The organism is Burkholderia sp. E168m15 (assembly GCF_016586105.1).
Lineage (GTDB): Bacteria > Pseudomonadota > Gammaproteobacteria > Burkholderiales > Burkholderiaceae > Burkholderia > Burkholderia orbicola.
Window position 1 is genome coordinate 40,505 of the sequence record NZ_BCPO01000119.1, and the last position, 17,851, is coordinate 58,355.

The window sequence follows — 17,851 nt, forward strand, 5'->3', positions numbered from 1 at the left end:
ATCCATGCCGTGCCCGGCCCGCGCGCTGATGCGAAGGGCGGCGCCGGCTCCCCACGAAAACAGGTCCGACCATGACCGAACTTCTCCACGGCGACGGCGCGATCCGTCGCACGACGCCGTACGGTTCCTCGATCGAAAACACCTATGCGGGCGTGCTGTCGTTCATGCGCCGCAATTACTCCCGTGCGCTCGACGGCGTCGACGTCGCGATCTCCGGCGTACCGCTCGATCTCGCGACGACCTATCGTTCCGGCGCGCGGCTCGGGCCGGCCGCGATCCGCGCGGCGAGCGTGCAGCTCGCGGAGCTCCATCCGTATCCGTGGGGCTTCGATCCGTTCGACGATCTCGCGGCCGTCGACTACGGCGACTGCTGGTTTGACGCGCACAATCCGCTGTCGATCAAGCCGGCGATCGTCGAGCATGCGCGCACGATCCTGCGCTCGGGCGCGAAGATGCTGACGCTCGGCGGCGATCACTACATCACGTATCCGCTGCTGGTCGCGCACGCGGAGCGCTATGGCAAGCCGCTGTCGCTGATTCACTTCGACGCGCATTGCGATACGTGGGCCGACGACGATCCGGACAGCCTCAATCACGGGACGATGTTCTACAAGGCCGTGAAGGAAGGGCTGATCGATCCCGCGACGTCGGTGCAGGTCGGCATCCGCACGTGGAACGACGACTTTCTCGGGATCGAGCGGCTCGATGCCGCGTGGGTGCATGACCATGGTGCGCGGGCGGCGGTCGAGCGGATCGTCGAGATCGTCGGCGCGCGGCCTGCGTATCTGACCTTCGACATCGATTGCCTCGATCCGGCGTTCGCGCCGGGAACCGGGACGCCGGTGGCGGGCGGCTTGTCGTCGGCGCAGGCGCTGGCGATCGTGCGCTCGCTCGGGGCGGTGAATCTGGTCGGAGCGGATGTGGTGGAGGTGGCGCCCGCGTACGATCATGCGGACATCACGGCGATCGCGGCCGCGCATGTCGCTTGCGATCTGCTGTGTGTATGGCGGCAGAAGAAGGTGGCGAACGCGTTGCGTTGAGCGTGTGCCACGCGGGACACGAAAGCGGCCGGCGGGGCATCGCGCCCGGCCGGCCTGCTGAGGGAGGGTGCCGCGCGTATTACTTCGCCGCCAGCGCACTCGCGACGTTCTTGTCGACCCAGGCGTTGTCGGCCACGCTCAGCTTCTGCGGAATCAGCTTCGCCGCGTAGAACGCATCGGCCACACCTTGCTGCGCGGCGACGATGCGCTCGTCGAGCGGCACCGCACCGAACGGCACGCGCTTGATCCACGTCTCGACGAGCGCCTGCGGCAACCCGACCTTCGGCGCCAGCAGCGCGGCCGTGTCGGCCGGATGCCCGTTGACCCACTGGCCCGTTTCGCGCGCCTGTTTCAGGATCGCGCCGACCACGTCGGGATGCTGTTGCGCGAAACTCCGCGTCGCCTCGTAGAAATTGTTGGTCGCCGCGAGCCCCGTGTAGTCGGACAGCGTGCGCACCTTCAGCGCGCTCTGCGCGGCCGCGTAGTACGGGTCCCAAACCGCCCACGCGTCGACGTTGCCGCTTTCGAACGCGGCGCGCGCGTCGGCCGGCGGGAGATAGACCGGCTGGATTTCGTCATAGCGCACGCCGGCCTTCTTCAGCGCCTCGAGCAGCAGGTAGTTCGCGCTCGAGCCTTTCTGCAGCGCGACCTTCTTGCCGCGCAGGCCGGCCACCGTCCGGATCGGCGAATCGGCCTTTACGAACACTGCCTCGTTGTGCGGCGCCGGCGGTTCCGCGCCGACATAGACGAACTGCACGCCGGCCGCCTGCGCGAACACGGGCGGCGGCGCGCCCGTATAGCCGAAGTCGATGCTGTTTGCGTTCAGTGCTTCGAGCAGTTGCGGGCCGGCCGGGAATTCGAACCATTGGACGCCATAGCCGAGCGGCTTGAGCCGCGCCTCGAGCGCGCCCTGCGCCTTGACGATCGACAACAGGCCGGCCTTTTGATAACCGATGCGCACGATCTTGTCGGCGCCGCCTTGCGCGAACGCCGACGCGGCGGACAAGGCGACCAGCGAGACGGCGGCGGCGCGGGTGATCCAGCGGGTGAAACGAATCATCGAATGAACTCCATGCGAGGCATCTTCGGAGAGCGGCCGGTGCCGCTCGGTTGGAAGAATCGTCGCATGGGCGATCGTGCCCGCAAACGAAGCATTGCCGATATGGATATGACGGCGTCGGCCCTATGCTTTGTCGTCGTGGCCTGCCGGATCGGACGTATCCGGCGCGCCGGACTGCCGCGCCGCTTCGTCGCTGAGCTTCTTGTCGAGGATCGTCGCGACCCGGCCGCCGAGATACGCGCCGGCCGCGGTTTCGAGCGCGCGGTTCGTCTCGCCTTCGACGAACACGGCAGCGAGCGGACGCAGCCGCCAGATCGCGTCGACCAGTTCGGGCACGTCGGTGGCCGGCGGCAGCGTGCCGGCGTCGTAGCGGTCGAGCCGCTTCACGACGAGATCGACGAGCAGCCGCGCGATCGCGTCGAAATGCGGCCGCGCGAGGCTGATCACGTCGAGCAGCTCGCGCGGCGGAATCCCTTCCTTCGTCATCGCGGCCGCCGCCTCGAGCAGCGCGGGGCTTTTCGCGACGAACGACAGGCCGCGCCGTTCGAGCAGCCCGAGCTCGGTCACGCGCGACAGTTGCGTGGTCGCTTGCGGGCCGAACATCTGCGCGAGTTGCGCGAGCGAATAGGTTTTCGGCAGCTCGTGCGACCAGCGGCCGCCGATCGCGTTCTCGAGGCCGAGGATCGAGCGCAGGTCGTGGCCTTCGTCGATCGCCTTGATCAGGTCCTGGATGTTCGACAGCGTGTAGCCGCGCGCGAGCAGATGATTGATCAGCTTCAGGCGCGCGACGTGCGTGTCGTCGTAGATGCCGACGCGCCCGCGTTTCTCCGGCGGCGCCAGCAGCCCGCGGTCCTGGTACGCGCGGACGTTGCGCACGGTGGTGTCGGACACGCGCGCGAGTTCGTCGACCGTGTACTCGTTGCGGGAATCCGGCGTGGCCTCGTCGGGCGTGGAATGAGTCTGTTTTGACATGCGGCCATTCTAGCGCGCGGCGGCAGGCTCGGGCGAGGCGGGGCGCGTGTTCGCGCCGTCGCCGAGCGGGCGCTGCAGCAGCGCCGTGTCGATCCAGCGGCCGTGCTTGAAGCCGACCGCTTTCAGCAGGCCGGCCGGTTCGAAGCCGAACGCGCGATGCAGCGACGTCGAGCCGCCGGTGCCGCCGTCGGCGATCACCGCGATCATCTGCCGCCACGGGCCGCCTTCGCAGCGCGCGATCAGCGCGTCGAGCAGCGCGCGGCCGATTCCGCGGCCGCGCTGCGCGTCGTCGATGTAGATCGAATCCTCGATCGCGAAGCGGTACGCGCTGCGCGTGCGGTAGGGCGTCGCGTACGCGTAGCCGGCTACGCGACCGTCGCATTCGGCGACGAGATACGGCAGCCCGTGGCTGAGCACCGCGTCGCGGCGTGCGCGCAGTTCGGCGACGTCGGGCGGCGTTTCCTCGAACGACGCGACGCTGTGGTGAACGTGGTGTGCATAGATCGCGTGGATCGCGTCGAGGTCGGCGTCGGTCGCGTCGCGCACGACGCAGGTGGGAGCAGTAGACATGAGGGCAGCGCGGGCGAAGTCAAAACGCTACTATGCCGGCCGCCGACGCGCGTGGCAAAGCCGTTTGTGGTTTCGGCGGCTTACAGCCGGCCGTCCGCCGCATGAACCGCATCGGCGATCGCGTCGGCGACGCGCTGCACACGCGGCGACCGGCGCACGTCCGGATGAACGACGAGCCAGATTTCGCGCTCGATGTCGCAACGCGGCGCGGCCGTCAGCTCGACGAGCGGTGCGCCGGCGTGCGCGGCCGGATCGTCGACGAGAAACCGCGGCAGCAGCGCGACGCCGGCCCCGGCTGCGCACGCGCGATGCTGCGCGGCGAGGTCGTTGGCGATGAACGCAAAACGGCGCCCGGCCGCGACGCGTTCGAGCCATTGCTGCTGCGGCGTTTGCGCGAGCGCGTCGTCGTAGCCGACGAACGGCCAGGTGTCGGGCGGCGCGTCCGCCCATTCCGGTGCCGCGCACAGCGCGAAGCGCATCGTGCCGAGCCGGCGCGCGGCGAGCCCCGGTTCGCTCGGCCGCGACAGCCGCACCGCGAGGTCGGCTTCGCGCGCATACAGGTTGGCCGCATGCATCTCGCCCATCAGGTCGATCCGCAGCGCCGGCCACGCGCGCTGTGCACGGGCCAGGCGCGGCGCGAGGAAATGGCTGGCGAACACCGGCGACGCCGATACGCGCACCACGCCGTCGAGCGCGGCCGCGCCTTGCGCGGCGCGCGCGAACGCATGCGCGTCGGCTTCGAGGCGTGCGGCGTGCTCAGCCAGGTGCAGCCCTTCGTCGGTCGGCGGCCAGCCGCGCGGCAGCCGGTCGAACAGCCGGATTCCCAGCGCCGATTCCAGCGCGTCGATGCGCCGCGCGACCGTCGAATGCTGGACCTGCAGCGCTCGCGCGGCGGCCGACAGGCTGCCGCCGCGCATCACCGCCAGAAAGTAGCGGATGTCGTCCCAGCTCATCGGCAGCGCGGGTGCGCCGGCAGAATCGTGATCGGTCGAATTTTGCACAGTAGATGGGCGCTCAGCGTGAATTCCGTTCGATTATGCACGATGGGATCATCGTGTCACTTCATTCACTTCATTCGATAGCGAGGAACGTCATGACCCAAACTGCCAACGCCATCCGGATCGGCATCGACCGTTACGGCGACGCCGGCGTGCTGCGCCGCGTCGATGCGCCCGTCGGGTTACCCGGGGCCGGCGAAGTGCGGATTCGCCAGACCGCGATCGGCGTGAATTTCGTCGACATCTATTTCAGGACGGGCGCGCACGCGTTGCCCGCGCTGCCAGACGCGCTCGGCGTCGAGGCGGCCGGCGTGATCGACGCGGTCGGGCCGGGCGTGACGGAGCTCGTCCCCGGTCAGCGTGTCGCGTATGCCGGCCTGCCGACCGGCAGCTACGCGAGCCTGCGCACGATGCCGGCCGAGCGCGTGCTGCCGATTCCCGACGGGCTGAGCGACGAAGCCGCCGCCGCCGGGCTGCTGAAGGGGATCACCGTCTACATGCTGCTGCATCGCGTGCGGCAGGTTGGCGCCGGCGATACGGTACTCGTGCACGCGGCGGCCGGCGGCGTCGGGCTGCTCGCGACGCAGTGGGCGCATGCGCTCGGCGCGCGGGTGATCGGCACGGTCGGATCGGCCGCGAAAGCCGCGCTCGTGCGCGTGCACGGCGCCGAAGCGGTGGTCGATTATCGCGAGGAGGATTTCGTTGCAGCCGCGCGGGCGTTCGGCGGCGGGGCGGGCGTCGATTACGCGATCGACGGAATCGGCGGCGACGTGCTGACCCGTACGCTCGGGGCGGTTCGTCCGTTCGGGATGGTCGCGAGCATCGGGCAGGTGGCGGCGATCGGCGCGCGGCAGACGTTCGATCTCGACGAGTTGGGCCCGGCCCGTTCGATCGCGCTTGCGCGGCCGAGCGTGCTCGGTTTCATCGCGCGCGACGTCGACGCCTATCGGGACGCCGCGCGTGCGACGCTCGACCGGCTGGCGGGCGGCATGCATGTCGAGATCGGCGCGCGGCTGCCGCTCGAACAGGCGGCCGACGCGCACCGGTTGCTGGAGTCGCGCGCGACGACGGGCGGTGTCGTGCTGCTGGCGTGACGGCGGGCGCGGGCGGTTCGCGACGCGGCTCGACGGTCGCGTCGCAAGCCGCCCGCTGGTCAGTGGTGCTTGCGCAGTGGCGCATCCTCGACGAACCACGCGAGCACGAACGCGATCGCGATGACCGTCGCGGCCGACAGATACACGACGTGCAGCGACCCGGCGAACGCATGCAGGTACGCGTCGCGCACGGCATCCGGCGACTGATGCACGGCGGCCGGGCCGAGCGCGGGCGGCAATTCCGTGCCGGCCGGCAGCGCATGCGTCATCCGCGATTGCAGCCCGTGCGAGAACAGCGCGCCGAACGCGGCGACGCCGAGCGAGCCGCCGATCGAGCGGAACAGCGTCGCGCCCGACGTCGCCACCCCCATGTGCCGGAATTCGACCGTGTTCTGCACGGCGAGCGTCAGCACGGGCATCACCATGCCGAGGCCGATCCCGAGCAGCGCCATGTACGCGTACATCGTGTGCAGCGGCGTGTCGAGCGTCAGCGTCGACAGCAGCGCCATCGCGACGCCGCCGGTCAGCGTCCCCGCGATCGGGAACATTCGGTATGAGCCCAGCCGCGAGATCAGCCGCCCGCTGACGATCGACGTGACGAGCATCCCGCCCATCATCGGCAGCAGCTGCATGCCGGCCTGCGACGGCGTCGAGCCCTTCACGACCTGCAGGTAGAGCGGGATGAACGTGACCGAGCCGAACAGCGCGATGCCGACCACGAAACCGATCAGGCTGACCAGCACGAAGGTGCGGTGGCGGAACAGCTCGAGCGGCATGATCGGTTCGGCCGCGAGGCGTTCTTCGTAAATGAAGCCGCCGATCGCGACGAGGCCGAGCGCGAGCGTCATCCAAAGCTGCGGCGACGTCCACGGCAGCAGCGAGCCGCCTTCGCTCGTGAACAGGATCACGCAGGTGAGGGCGGTCGCGAGGAACGCGGCGCCCATGTAGTCGATCCGGTGCTTCACGTGCGCGGTGTGCGGCCGGAACGCCATGCCGATCACCGCGAGCGCGAGCACGCCGAGCGGCAGGTTGATCGTGAAGATCCAGCGCCACGACAGGTGTTCGACCAGGAAGCCGCCGAGCAGCGGCCCGACGATCGTCGCGAGGCCATAGACGCCGCCGAACATCCCCTGGTAGCGCGCCCGGCGATCGGGCGGCACCAGATCGCCGATCGCGGCCATCGTGACGACCATCAGGCCGCCGCCGCCGAGCCCCTGCAGCGCGCGCAGCACGATCAGTTGCGTCATGTCCTGCGCGACGCCGCACAGCGCGGAGCCGGCGAGGAACAGCACGATCGCCGCCTGCAGCACGATCTTGCGGCCGTACAGGTCGCCGAGCTTGCCGTACAGCGGCAGTACGACGGTGGACGACAGCAGGTACGCGGTGACGACCCACGACAACTGGTCGAGCCCGCCGAGTTCGCCGACGATCGTCGGCAGCGCGGTCGACACGATCGTCTGGTCGAGCGCGGACAGCAGCATGACGAGCAGCAGCGCGGCGACGATCAGCCCGGTCGGCGCGTCGCGGCGGGCCGCGTCGGCGGCCGGCGGAGTGAGGAGGGTGTCGGTGGTCATCGAGATATCTGCCATGGCAGGGAATTGGGTTGAAATATAGCCATTAATGATTGACTAGTCAATTTCTGCCCAGCCTCGATATGTTGCAGTCGTAACGGGAGATTGCCGCCGGAAAAATTGACCACGATCAGCCGCAAGGCAGGGCCGGACTCAAGTTTTGTGCAGGCAAACCGTAATAGAGAGGGCCGCGGACCGATTGCCGCGGCTCTTTTCACCGCTCACGTGCCGTCATGAACCTGAACGCCCTGTTTTCCCGTTTCTCCATCCGTACGCGGATCTTCTCCACGCTCGGCCTCGTTGCCGTGCTGCTCGTCGTGTCGGGGCTGATCGGCCTCGCGGGCATGCAGAGCTCGAACCGCGCCCTCGACGAGGCCTATACGCGGCAACTGGCGGCGAAGACCGCGCTGTCCGCGGCGAGCCTGAACCTGACGATCGTGCGCACCACGCTCGACCGTGCGCTGCTGCATCCGGAAGCGCCGGAGGTGCCCGAGCTCGTGAAGAAGGCCGAGGGCTATCTCGCGAAGGCCGACACGGCATGGCGCAACTACGCGGCGATGCCGCACGACGGCGACGAGGGCCCGCTCGCGAGCCGCCTCGATGCCGCGCGCCAGGCGTTGATCGGGCAGGCGCTGAAGCCGATGATCGATGCGATCCGCGAAGGGCGGCGCGACGAAGCCGACCGCTTGCTAATGACCGTCGCGCCGCCGCTGTCGGTCGCGCTCACGCAGGCGACCGACGCGCTCGATGCGTACCAGGCCGGGCGCGGCAAGGACGTGTACGACACCGCGCAGACCTATTACGGCTGGATGCGCATGGGCGCGATCGCGGGCATCGCATTCGGGCTGGCCGCGTGCCTGGGTTGCGCGATCGGCCTGCATTTCGCGATCACGCAACCGGTGAATCGCCTGCTGTCGCATTTCCGCCGACTGTCGGACGGCGACCTCACGTCGGAAGTGCGCTGGTCGTCGCGTGACGAGATGGCCGAGCTGGTCAAGGGCGTGACGGGCATGCAGCGCAGCCTCGCGGATACGGTGCGCCAGGTGAGCCACGGCTCCGAAGCGATTTCGACGGCGACGCACCAGATCGCGGCCGGCAACACCGACCTGTCGCAGCGCACCGAGGAACAGGCGTCGGCGCTGCAGGAGACGGCCGCGAGCATGGAGCAACTGACGGCGACCGTGAAGCAGAACGCGGACCACGCGCTCGAGGCGCAGGCCTGCGCGGACAGCGCGAGCGAGATCGCGACGCGCGGCGCGACGGTCGTCGGCGAGGTGATCGGCACGATGAACGAAATCGACCAGAGCTCGCAGAAGGTCGCCGACATCATCGGCACGATCGAAGGCATCGCGTTCCAGACCAACATCCTCGCGCTGAATGCGGCGGTGGAAGCCGCGCGCGCGGGCGAGCAAGGCCGCGGCTTCGCGGTGGTCGCGGGCGAGGTGCGCACGCTGGCGCAGCGCTCGGCGTCCGCGGCGAAGGAAATCCGCACGCTGATCGGCGAATCGGTCGAACGGGTCGCGACCGGCTCGCGGCTCGTCGGTATGGCCGGCACGACGATGCAGGACATCCAGCAGGCGATCGGGCGCGTGACGGGCATCATGACGGAGATCGCGGCCGCGTCGAGCGAGCAGCGCGACGGGATCGAGCAGGTGAACCGCGCGGTGTCGCAGATGGATCAGGTGTCGCAGCAGAATGCGGCGCTCGTCGAGCAGGCGGCCGCGGCTGCCGCGTCGCTCGAGGAACAGGCCGACGGGCTGCGTCGCGCGGTGGGCGCGTTCCGCGTCGCCTGAATCGAAACGACGGCGGCGCGGTAACGGGCAGGCGCTTGCCCGCCCGCCGCGTCAACCCGCCGCGTCCGCCAGTTGCGCGGCCGCGCGCGACGACGCGACGATCAGCAGCTTCATCGTCGCGCGCGTCGCACCGACGAACAGCTTGCGCGCGGCCCGCGCGTCGAGCGTGTCGAAGTCGACCTCGGTGAGGATCACGCACGGCGCCGACTGGCCCTTGAAGCGGTAGATCGAGTCGAGCAGCACGTCGCCTTCGCGATACTCGGGGTTGCCGAACAGGTCGTACTTGCCGGTGAAACGCTTGATCCGGTGCGGGCCGAGCTGGTCGAGCGGCGCGAGCACCGAGCCTTCGCGGCCGCGGTACGACAGCACCGCGATGTCCTGCTTGCGGAAACCGAGCGATAGCGCCTGCGTGATCGCACGCTTGGTCGCGTCGATGCAGGCTTGCGCCAGTGCGTCGCCCGACGCGCCTTCTTCCCCGTAGGCCGACACCGACGGATCGGACCCGTCGAACGGGCTGCCCGAACGCAGTTCGGCCGCGAGCGGCTCGACCCGGCCGACGACGTCGCGCACGAATTCGAGCAGGTCGCGCGGGCTGCGGTAATTCGCGAGTGCCTTCAACGTGACCCAGCCGGGCAGCGCGACGGGTTCGCGCATGTACAGGTTCTGCAGCGGATCTTCCAGCCACCACCATGCGCCGTCCGGCACGAGCAGGCGCTCCAGCGCGGCTGCCCACGGCGCATGGAAATCCTGCCCTTCGTCGACGATCAGCACGTCGAAGCGCCAGCGTTCGGGAATCGGCGCTTGCGCGAAGCGCGCCTCGAGCCGGTCGAATTCGCCGGGCACCTGGAAATCGGGCGTATAGCCGCCGTCACGCGCGACCCAGTCGCACAGCTGGTGGTAATTCGCGATCTTCGCGCCGGGCGGTGCGATGCGCGCGATGTAGTCGGCGAGCGGCCGGTTGAAGCAGACGTAGAGCACGCGCTGGCCGGCCGCGACGGCATCGCGCATCACCTGCACCGCGAGCTGGGTCTTGCCCGACCCCGCGGTGCCGGTCACGCGCAGCCGGAACGGCGTGAAGTCGAGCTGGCGCGCCCATGCGGCGAGCCCGCCCGACAGCCGCGTGACGAGCGTGCCGGCTTGCCCGACGAGCGCGCTCGTGTCGGGCGTGAGCGCGAGTTCGTCCGCGAGGAAATGGTGGAGCTTCGGCGCGTTCGGAAAGTGCTCGTCGTCCTCGGGCAGGATCTGCTGGATCACCTGCGCGAGCTGCGCCTTGCGCGACGCATCGACGATGCGGTCGGGCGCGACGCCGGCGATCGACGCGTCGCGGATCGAGTAGTCTGGGCAGTACAGCAGCGCCTCGACGCCGTAGACGCCCGCGCCGAGCGCGGCCGTCAGGCGCCGGTGCAGCGTCTCCTGCGTGCGCGCGAGCTGGATCGGGACATTGCGCTCCTTTTGCAGGTAGACCTTCACGAGCCCTTTCGGGGTCTCGCGCAGGAAGCCAGCCTTCTGTTCGATCAGCAGCACGCGCCCGGCCGGGCTCACGACGACGAACGCGGCTTCGCCGAACACCGAGAATGCCTGGTCGGCGCGCGTCCAGTGGACGCCGTGATACACGGTGTAGCTGTCGGGCAGCGCGTGTTCGAGCGCGGCGAGCGTCTCGCGCTCGCGTTCGGCCGCGCCGGTCGCGGCGAGGCTTTTCCAGTCGTCGGGGATGAGGCGGGCCATGGCGTCGGGCGGCGGATGCCGGCGTGGGCGTGAACGGGTGCGGCTATTGTACTGAGGAACCCGTTCATGCCCGCGGCGCCGCGCGGAGGTTGGCCGTTCGCGATTCGGGCGGCCGGCCCGGCGGACGTCAGCCGCGCGTGAGCCGCTTCGCGAGATCGGCGCTGAGGATCGCCATGCGCGCGGGTTTTTCGTAGCACACCACGTCGAACGCGCGGATCACTTCGCTGATGTCGGCCTCGCTCGCGCGTCCGGTGAGCAGGTCGCCCGTCAGCACGAAAATCGGCGCGCCCGGGTTGTCGGACGTGCGCACGGCCTTGATCGCGGTGGCGGCCGTCCCGTCGTCGAACAGCCATTCGGTCAGGACCGCGTCGAAGGCCTGACCCTGCAGCGCGTCGACGAACGCCGCGAGGCCGTCGAACGCGGCCGTCGCGAAACCCTGCCGTTCGAGATAGCGGCACAGCTCGGTTGCGCTGACGCGATCGGGGTCGATCACCGCGACGACGAGCTTGTCGCTCTCCGCGCGGCGCGGATAGATCTCGATCTTGTGTACGTCGTACGCGTTCTGGTACAGCACGCCGGTATGGCGCAGCACGCGCCAGCGGCCGTTCTGTTCGTACGCGACGAACTCGGGGCGCGCGCCGGCTTCGAGCGGCGCGCCGATCCAGGCGGTGCACGGAATCTCGGCGACGCCCGCATACAGGACGGCTTCCTGGGAATAGGCGCCGACCATGCCGGGGTCGAGCGTTTGCGCGCCGAACAACTGGGCGGCGGGTTCGCCGTACGCTTCGGCGACTTTCTTGATCTGCGCGAGCGTCCAGGGGCTGCTGCCGCGCAGTTTGCGGTGGCCTTGCGAGAAACTCAGATCGAGGATGCGGCACAGCTCGGTGGTCTGCTGGCGCTTGCCGATGCCGTTGCGGGTCATCAGTTCGCGCACGCGCTCGGCAACCGCGAGGGAATCCGTGGTGATTGCTTCAGTGGTCATGCTACGGGGACGGATCGTGACGTTCAGAACGACGCCTTGCGGCAGTCTCGGCGGACAGTCTTCATGACGTCCAATGGCGAGCCGACCGGCCACGCACGGAAAAGATAACTTTACCGCAAAATGGTCGTCATTCAGTGTTGTGAAAGGTGCGTTTGTGTGAAAGGTGTGTCATGACGTTACGTCCGACCAGCCTCGGCGCGAGCGCGCGGCGGGGCGTTCGACGCCTTCACGTCCGCATTCCGACGGACCGGGATGGGATTGACGACGGACCGGGATGCGATTGCGCACGAGACGGCAGGTAATCGCCGTGCGATGCACCAGCGCAGGGCGCGTACTGGCCCGGACCGACGTAGCCATGCCATTTTTGTAGGACGATCGCTGGACGGTTTCCTCTAGTGAAACCAACGAAGTTACATTTTCGACGCCAGCAAAGCCGCGTGCTACGATTTCGCCGTCTCAAAAAAGCGTTTGAACCGATGCAGAAGAAATTCTTGATGCGCGGATACGAAATGAACTGCGAGCCGCGCGTGACGGAGACCGGCAAATACGCCGCGCAGGTCGAGGTCACGAAGGTGGGTTTCAGCCGCGAGGCTGCGTTCCGCAAGCTGGGTGAATTCGACACCGAAGCCGAAGCGGTCGCGTACGCCAGACAATTCTCCGAAGAGTGGTTGAGCCGCTATGCGTAGCGCGGCGTGTGCCGAGGCCCGTGCCATGCGGGCCTCGGGTCGAGCGGCGGTGTAGTGCGCCGAACGGCCGGCATTGCTGCCTGAATATTGCGAATGCGTCGGGAAATTTGTAGATTGACGACTCCCGTTGTGGGGTATCGATCGTCCGAAGGCAACGCAATTGGAGACCGCGAATGTCCACCTTGTGCATGCAGACCGTCGTTCACGGCAAGACCGTCCAGATCGTGCTGTCGCCCGAGAGGCGGACAGCCAGGATCGACATCGTCGATGACGAAACCGGCAGCTACCCGCCCCGCACGATGAGCATCGAGCAGTACGTCAACGCCGGCATGGCCGACGACGAAATCGCGCGGCATGTTCTCGAAGTCGTCACGATGTCGATCGAGCAGCTCGCGAGGCTGCAGCCGTTCGATCGTACGGCAGGCACGCAAACGCGCTATTCGCACTGAGCGCTTGTGCAGCGGCCGCCCCGCGCAGGCCGTGAAGTCCTGACTGAATGGTTGCGCGGTGATCGGGCATTCGACGTGGCGTGGTCGAGCGCGACGCGCATCGATTGCGCGTGCGCGCTACGCCGGCAGATACAGGAACGGCTCGCCGTTTTCCCGCTCGACGGACAGCAGCCGCTCGCGCTGATCCTGCGCGAACAGTTGCTTGCCAGCCGCGGCCGCTTCGGCGATCGCGGCATCGACGCGCTAAGCTTCGCCTGCCGTGCCCTGACATCCGACAGAAAACAATGACCACCACCTATCCGCTGCACGACGCATTGAGCCACGCCGATACGGCATTTCCACCCGAAGCCGACGTCGTGATCGTCGGCGCCGGCATCATGGGCTGCGCGGCCGCGTACTACCTCGGCTTGCGCGGCTTGAAAGCCGTCGTGCTCGACAAATCGCGCATCGCCGGCCAGCAATCGACGCGCGCGTGGGGCTTCGTGCGACAGCAAGGGCGTGAATCCGCCGAAGTGCCGCTGATGATGGCCGGCATGCGGATCTGGGAAGGCCTGGAGCAGGCGCTCGGTTTCGATCTCGAATGGCGGCAGGGCGGCTGCCTCTACCTGGCGGACAACGAAGACGACTGGGCCTCGTTCCAGGCGTGGCTCACCGTGGCGCGCGAGCACGGGCTCGACACGCGCACGCTGACGCGCGCACAGATCGACGAACGCGTGAACGGCCTGTCGACGCACGCGCGTACCCTCGGCGGCTTGTACACGGCGACCGACGGCCAGGCCGAGCCGCGCCGCGTGGCCGCCGCGTTCGCGGCGCGCGCGACCGAGGCCGGCGCGCGTTTCTTCGAAGGCTGCGGCGTGACCGCGATCGAGACGGCGGGCGGCGCGGTCGTCGGCGTCGCGACCGAACGCGGCACGATCCGCACGCGGCGCGTGATCTGCGCGGCCGGCGCGACCAGTTTCCGGCTGCTCGACGGCGTCGGCATCCGGCTGCCGCAGCAGGCCGTGCGCGGCACCTGCATGCGCACCAACGTGCTGCCCGACGTGTCCGCGTCGACGATCTGGGGGCACGGTCTCGGCATCCGGCAGCGCAAGAACGGCGCGATCAACCTCGCCGACGACATGCAGGTCGACGTCGATCTGACGCTCGGCCACCTGCGCGGATTGAGCCTCTTCTGGCCGGAATTCTGGTCGCAGCGCGACAAATTCCGGCTGCACCTGAATGCGTCCGCCTGGCGCGACGTGTTCGCACGCATTGGCGGCGCGACCGGGCCGATCGAGCCGCGCGATCCGCAGCCGCAGCCGAATCGGGCGCATGCGCCGCGCGCGCTCGCGAAGCTCAAGGCAATCTTTCCCGCGCTGAAGGATGCGCAGATCGTCGAAGCGTGGGCCGGCCTGATCGACGTGCTGCCCGACGGCATCCCGGTGATCGATGCGCCGGGTACGCCGTCGGGGCTCGCGATTGCGACAGGGTTCTGCGGGCACGGCTTCGCGATGGGGCCGATCGTCGGCCGGCTGCTCGCCGAATGGATCGACACGGGCGCGCCGTCGCTCGACCTGTCGGCGTTTCGCGCGCGGCGGTTCGTCGACGGGACGATGGTGCGGCCGCGCAGCATGCTGTGACGGCCGGGCACACGCGTTCCCGTCGTAGAATCGAGCCCGCATCCTTCAGGAGATTCCCCGTTGGCCACGCCATCCGATCAGCGCCGCTCGTTGCGCATGCGCCTGCGTCGCGCCCGCAATCCGTGGCAGGCGCCGCGTGCGCGCACGCTGTTCACGCGCCCCGCGACGTCGCCGCTGCGCACGCTGCTGTTCCGTCTCGGCGCGGTCGTGCTGTTGTGCACGCTGGCGTTCCTCGTGCTGTATCTCGATCGCGACGGCCTGCGCGATTCGACCAAGAGCACGCCGATGACCGTGGCCGATCTCGTGTACTTCACGATGGTCACGGTCGCGACGGTCGGCTACGGCGATATCGTGCCCGTCACGGCGCGGGCGCGCCTGCTCGATGCGTTCTTCATCGTGCCGATCCGCATCGGCATCTGGTTCATTTTCCTGGGCACGGCGTATCAGTTCGTGATCCAGCGCGTCATCGAGGAATTCCGCATGAAACGCCTGCAGAAGCAACTGTCCGATCACATCGTCGTGTGCGGTTATGGCCTGTCGGGATCGATCGCGGTGCGCGAGTTGCTGGAGAGCGGCGTCGATCCGGCGACGATCATCGTGATCGATTCGCAGCAGCAGGCCCTCGAGGCGGCGACGTCGCTCGGCGTGACGGGGTTGCTCGGCGATCCGGCCCATGAGGATCTGCTGCAGCAGGCGCAGGTGCGCGCGGCGAAGGCCGTGATCATTTCGGTGACCGACGATCCGACCGCGATCCTGCTGACGCTGTCGGTGCGCAGCATCGCGCCCGATACGAAGATCGTCGTGCGGATTCAGGAGAACCTGTACCAGCGGCAACTGCGGCAGGCCGGCGCGGACGTGATCGTATCGTCGACGAAGATCGGTGCGTTGTTGCTGGCGGATGCGGTCCACAGCCGCTACATCGTGCCGTTCGTGAACGACATGCTGTCGACGCGCGGGCGCGCGACGCTGCTGGAGCGCGAGGCATTGCCGCATGAGATCGGCTGCCTGACGAACGTCGTGCCGGGCGCGATCGTGGTCGGGCTCGATCGCTGCGGGAAGATCTATTCGTTTTACGAGGATGCGCCGTGCAGGATCGAGGCGGGCGATACGCTGGTGGTGATTCAGTCGGCGCGGATTCCCGATCCGGATGCGTGAGGACGTTTGGCTTGGGTGATGCGCCCATGAGGGCACGGGCGCCTGGCGTTGTCCATGAAGCCTGTCTCGAACGCGGCTGCTGCTTGATCTGCTGGAACACTTTGTAGCGGAATCAGCGGTTTTCATGAAGCCGTCTCCAAACCCGAACCCGCGTCGCGTTCAGGAGCAGGAGTACGGGCCACGCCAGCCCCCCTAACGAAACGCCCGCATCTGCCCCGTCATCATCTGCAGCATCTTGTTGGCGGCCACCGAGAGCTTGCGGCCCACGCGCGTGACCATGTGCGCTTCGGCGTTCTCGAGGATCGGATGCGCGATGTCGATCGCGAACAGCTCCCTGGCCTGCAGCTCGGCCGTCACCGCGAAGGCCGGCATCACCGAGATACCGAGCCCGGATTTCACGAACTCCTTCAGGATCGCGAAGGAATTGGTGGTGATGATCGGCGCGAGCCGTACGCGCTCGGCGTATTCCACGGCCTCCATCATCTGCCGCGTGCCGTAGGACGGGTGAGTGGCCGCCAGCGGGTAGGTGGCGAGCTGCTGCACCGTCAGCACCTTGTGGCTGCGGCGCGGAAAGTCGGGGCCGACGATCGCCATCATCGGCTGCCGCTTCGACGCGCGCGACACCAGCTTGGGTTCGCTGGGCGGGTTGTACACCAGGCCGATCTCGCCTTCGTCGTTCGAGATCTTGCGGATCACGTCGTTGGTGCTGCCCACGTCGAGGTTGACGCGGATGCCGGGGAACTGCCGGCAGAACTGCTGCATGGGCCCGGCCAGCAGATCCGAGACGAAGCCTTCGCCGAGCACCAGGCTGACCTGGCCGGTCTTGAGCCCGCGCAACTCCTGCAGCCGCGAGATCAGGTCGTCGCGGTGCGCGAGCTGCTCGCGGAAATACTCGATCACGCAACGTCCCGCCTCGGTGGGCGTCACGCCGCGCGCGTGGCGCTCCACCAGGGTGGCGTCGAGCTCCTTCTCCAGCAGCCCGATCTGGCGGCTCACGGCCGAGGGCGCCACGTCGAGCCAGTCGGCCGCGGCGCGGATCGTGCCGCAACGCACGGCCTCGTAGAAATAGACGATGCGGCTGTCGGTCAGGGTATCGCTCATGATTCGGGTGTTCTAAAAAAGAGAACAATATCAATATTGGCGTTGATTGATTATACGGATCGCCGGACCGAACATCGTAGCCATGCAAGGCAGGCGCAAGCTGGCGCGCCGGCCTCGAACCAACAGCTATCAGGAGTCGTCGGATGAAAACGGTGGGCGTGATCGGTCTGGGCAACATGGGGCGCGGCATGGCGGGTTCGCTGCGGCGCGGCGACTACACGGTGCTCGGCTACGACGCGGCGCCGGGCGTGGCGCTCGCGCTGGCCGAACAGGCGGTGCTGTCGGCGCGCGATTCGGTGGCCGGGATCGCGCGCGACGCCGACGTGCTGCTGCTGTCGCTGCCGACCTCGGCGGTGGTCGAGGCGGTGGTGCTGGGCGCCGGCGGCGTGCTCGAGAACGCGAAACCGGGCTCCATCGTGATCGACACCACCACGGCCGATCCGGACAGCACGCGGCGCGTGGCGGCGGCCCTGGCCGAACGCGGCATCGGCTTCGTCGACGGCCCGGTGAGCGGCGGCCCGAAGGGCGCGGCCACCGCCACGATGACCATGGTGTTGGGCGGCTCGGACAGCGATATCGCGGCCATCGAGCCGATCCTCGCGGCGATCAGCGCCAAGCGCGTGCATGTGGGGCCGGTGGGCGCCGGCCACGTCACCAAGCTGCTCAACAATCTGCTGACCGGCGTGCACCTGCTGGTCGCCAGCGAGGCGGTGCGCACCGCGCGCGCGGCCGGCGTCGATCCGGAAAAGCTGGTCGAGGCGCTCAACGGCGGCTCCGGCCGCAACAGCGCGACGCTGACCAACTACCCGACCTGGATCTTCAATGGCAAGTTCGATTCCGGTTTCACGATGAAGCTGATGCGCAAGGACGTGCGGCTCGCGCTGGGCCTGCTCGACCAGTTCGACAGCGTCGCGCCGGTGGCGCGCGAGGCGGCGCGCGTGTGGGCGGCCAGCGAGGGTTCCGTCGCCGACGGCGAGGACTTCAACCGCATCGTCGACTTCCTCGACCCGGCCTGAGGCGGGGCAGCCCGCGCCAC

Annotated in this window: 17 protein-coding genes; 9 read left to right on the forward strand and 8 right to left on the reverse strand. The window is 68.4% G+C overall.

The window, feature by feature from the left end; genetic code table 11:
- Window positions 1–71 precede the first annotated feature (71 nt).
- Window positions 72–1,040 (forward strand): agmatinase, encoded by a 969-nt coding sequence (gene speB, locus JMF86_RS19120; protein ID WP_011547456.1) that lies wholly within the window; start codon window positions 72–74, stop codon window positions 1,038–1,040.
- Window positions 1,041–1,119: 79 nt separating this feature from the next.
- Here speB and JMF86_RS19125 read toward each other — a convergent pair whose 3' ends face one another.
- The 4 genes from JMF86_RS19125 to JMF86_RS19140 form a co-directional block, all read right to left on the reverse strand.
- The gene (locus JMF86_RS19125) at window positions 1,120–2,100 is read right to left on the reverse strand and encodes a sulfonate ABC transporter substrate-binding protein (protein WP_011547457.1); all 981 of its coding nucleotides are present in this window, start codon (window positions 2,098–2,100) and stop codon (window positions 1,120–1,122) included.
- Window positions 2,101–2,223: 123 nt separating this feature from the next.
- Window positions 2,224–3,072, reverse strand: a complete 849-nt coding sequence (locus tag JMF86_RS19130) for a MerR family transcriptional regulator (RefSeq protein WP_006478759.1) — start codon at window positions 3,070–3,072, stop codon at window positions 2,224–2,226.
- A 9-nt stretch (window positions 3,073–3,081) separates the two neighbouring features.
- Window positions 3,082–3,642 carry a GNAT family N-acetyltransferase gene (locus tag JMF86_RS19135; RefSeq protein ID WP_011547458.1) on the reverse strand — a complete coding sequence of 187 codons (561 nt, stop codon included), beginning with the start codon at window positions 3,640–3,642 and terminating at the stop codon, window positions 3,082–3,084.
- 80 nt (window positions 3,643–3,722) lie between these two features.
- Window positions 3,723–4,595: a LysR family transcriptional regulator gene (locus tag JMF86_RS19140; protein ID WP_043887355.1), complete on the reverse strand. Its 873-nt coding sequence runs from the start codon at window positions 4,593–4,595 to the stop codon at window positions 3,723–3,725.
- Between the two features lie 140 nt (window positions 4,596–4,735).
- Here JMF86_RS19140 and JMF86_RS19145 point away from each other — a divergent pair, with 140 nt between their 5' ends.
- Window positions 4,736–5,734, forward strand: coding sequence for a quinone oxidoreductase (locus JMF86_RS19145; RefSeq protein WP_011547460.1), 999 nt, complete (start codon window positions 4,736–4,738; stop codon window positions 5,732–5,734).
- A gap of 59 nt (window positions 5,735–5,793) precedes the next feature.
- Here JMF86_RS19145 and JMF86_RS19150 read toward each other — a convergent pair whose 3' ends face one another.
- Complete coding sequence (locus JMF86_RS19150; protein WP_041489377.1) at window positions 5,794–7,308, reverse strand: MDR family MFS transporter; 1,515 nt, start codon at window positions 7,306–7,308, stop codon at window positions 5,794–5,796.
- 230 nt (window positions 7,309–7,538) lie between these two features.
- On the opposite strand from JMF86_RS19150, the gene JMF86_RS19155 reads away from it, so the two are divergent.
- Window positions 7,539–9,098 carry a methyl-accepting chemotaxis protein gene (locus JMF86_RS19155; protein WP_011547462.1) on the forward strand — a complete coding sequence of 520 codons (1,560 nt, stop codon included), beginning with the start codon at window positions 7,539–7,541 and terminating at the stop codon, window positions 9,096–9,098.
- Window positions 9,099–9,149: 51 nt separating this feature from the next.
- Here the strand turns inward: JMF86_RS19155 and JMF86_RS19160 are convergent, their stop codons facing one another.
- The gene (locus JMF86_RS19160) at window positions 9,150–10,823 is read right to left on the reverse strand and encodes an ATP-dependent helicase (RefSeq protein ID WP_011547463.1); all 1,674 of its coding nucleotides are present in this window, start codon (window positions 10,821–10,823) and stop codon (window positions 9,150–9,152) included.
- Between the two features lie 127 nt (window positions 10,824–10,950).
- Window positions 10,951–11,805, reverse strand: coding sequence for a helix-turn-helix domain-containing protein (locus tag JMF86_RS19165; protein ID WP_011547464.1), 855 nt, complete (start codon window positions 11,803–11,805; stop codon window positions 10,951–10,953).
- Window positions 11,806–12,281: 476 nt separating this feature from the next.
- On the opposite strand from JMF86_RS19165, the gene JMF86_RS19170 reads away from it, so the two are divergent.
- From JMF86_RS19170 to JMF86_RS19190, 5 genes are all read left to right on the forward strand, one after another.
- Window positions 12,282–12,491, forward strand: coding sequence for a hypothetical protein (locus JMF86_RS19170; protein WP_011547465.1), 210 nt, complete (start codon window positions 12,282–12,284; stop codon window positions 12,489–12,491).
- A gap of 173 nt (window positions 12,492–12,664) precedes the next feature.
- Window positions 12,665–12,940: a hypothetical protein gene (locus tag JMF86_RS19175; RefSeq protein WP_006478768.1), complete on the forward strand. Its 276-nt coding sequence runs from the start codon at window positions 12,665–12,667 to the stop codon at window positions 12,938–12,940.
- A gap of 6 nt (window positions 12,941–12,946) precedes the next feature.
- Window positions 12,947–13,228 carry a hypothetical protein gene (locus JMF86_RS19180; RefSeq protein WP_011547466.1) on the forward strand — a complete coding sequence of 94 codons (282 nt, stop codon included), beginning with the start codon at window positions 12,947–12,949 and terminating at the stop codon, window positions 13,226–13,228.
- Window positions 13,225–14,559, forward strand: a complete 1,335-nt coding sequence (locus JMF86_RS19185) for an FAD-binding oxidoreductase (RefSeq protein WP_011547467.1) — start codon at window positions 13,225–13,227, stop codon at window positions 14,557–14,559. The genes JMF86_RS19180 and JMF86_RS19185 overlap by 4 nt, the downstream gene beginning before the upstream one ends.
- Window positions 14,560–14,619: 60 nt before the next feature.
- Window positions 14,620–15,714, forward strand: a complete 1,095-nt coding sequence (locus JMF86_RS19190) for a TrkA family potassium uptake protein (RefSeq protein ID WP_011547468.1) — start codon at window positions 14,620–14,622, stop codon at window positions 15,712–15,714.
- 192 nt (window positions 15,715–15,906) lie between these two features.
- Here the strand turns inward: JMF86_RS19190 and JMF86_RS19195 are convergent, their stop codons facing one another.
- Window positions 15,907–16,815 carry a LysR family transcriptional regulator gene (locus JMF86_RS19195; RefSeq protein ID WP_011547469.1) on the reverse strand — a complete coding sequence of 303 codons (909 nt, stop codon included), beginning with the start codon at window positions 16,813–16,815 and terminating at the stop codon, window positions 15,907–15,909.
- 128 nt (window positions 16,816–16,943) lie between these two features.
- Between JMF86_RS19195 and JMF86_RS19200 the strand changes: the two genes are divergently transcribed.
- The gene (locus JMF86_RS19200) at window positions 16,944–17,831 is read left to right on the forward strand and encodes an NAD(P)-dependent oxidoreductase (protein ID WP_226292069.1); all 888 of its coding nucleotides are present in this window, start codon (window positions 16,944–16,946) and stop codon (window positions 17,829–17,831) included.
- Window positions 17,832–17,851 lie beyond the last annotated feature (20 nt).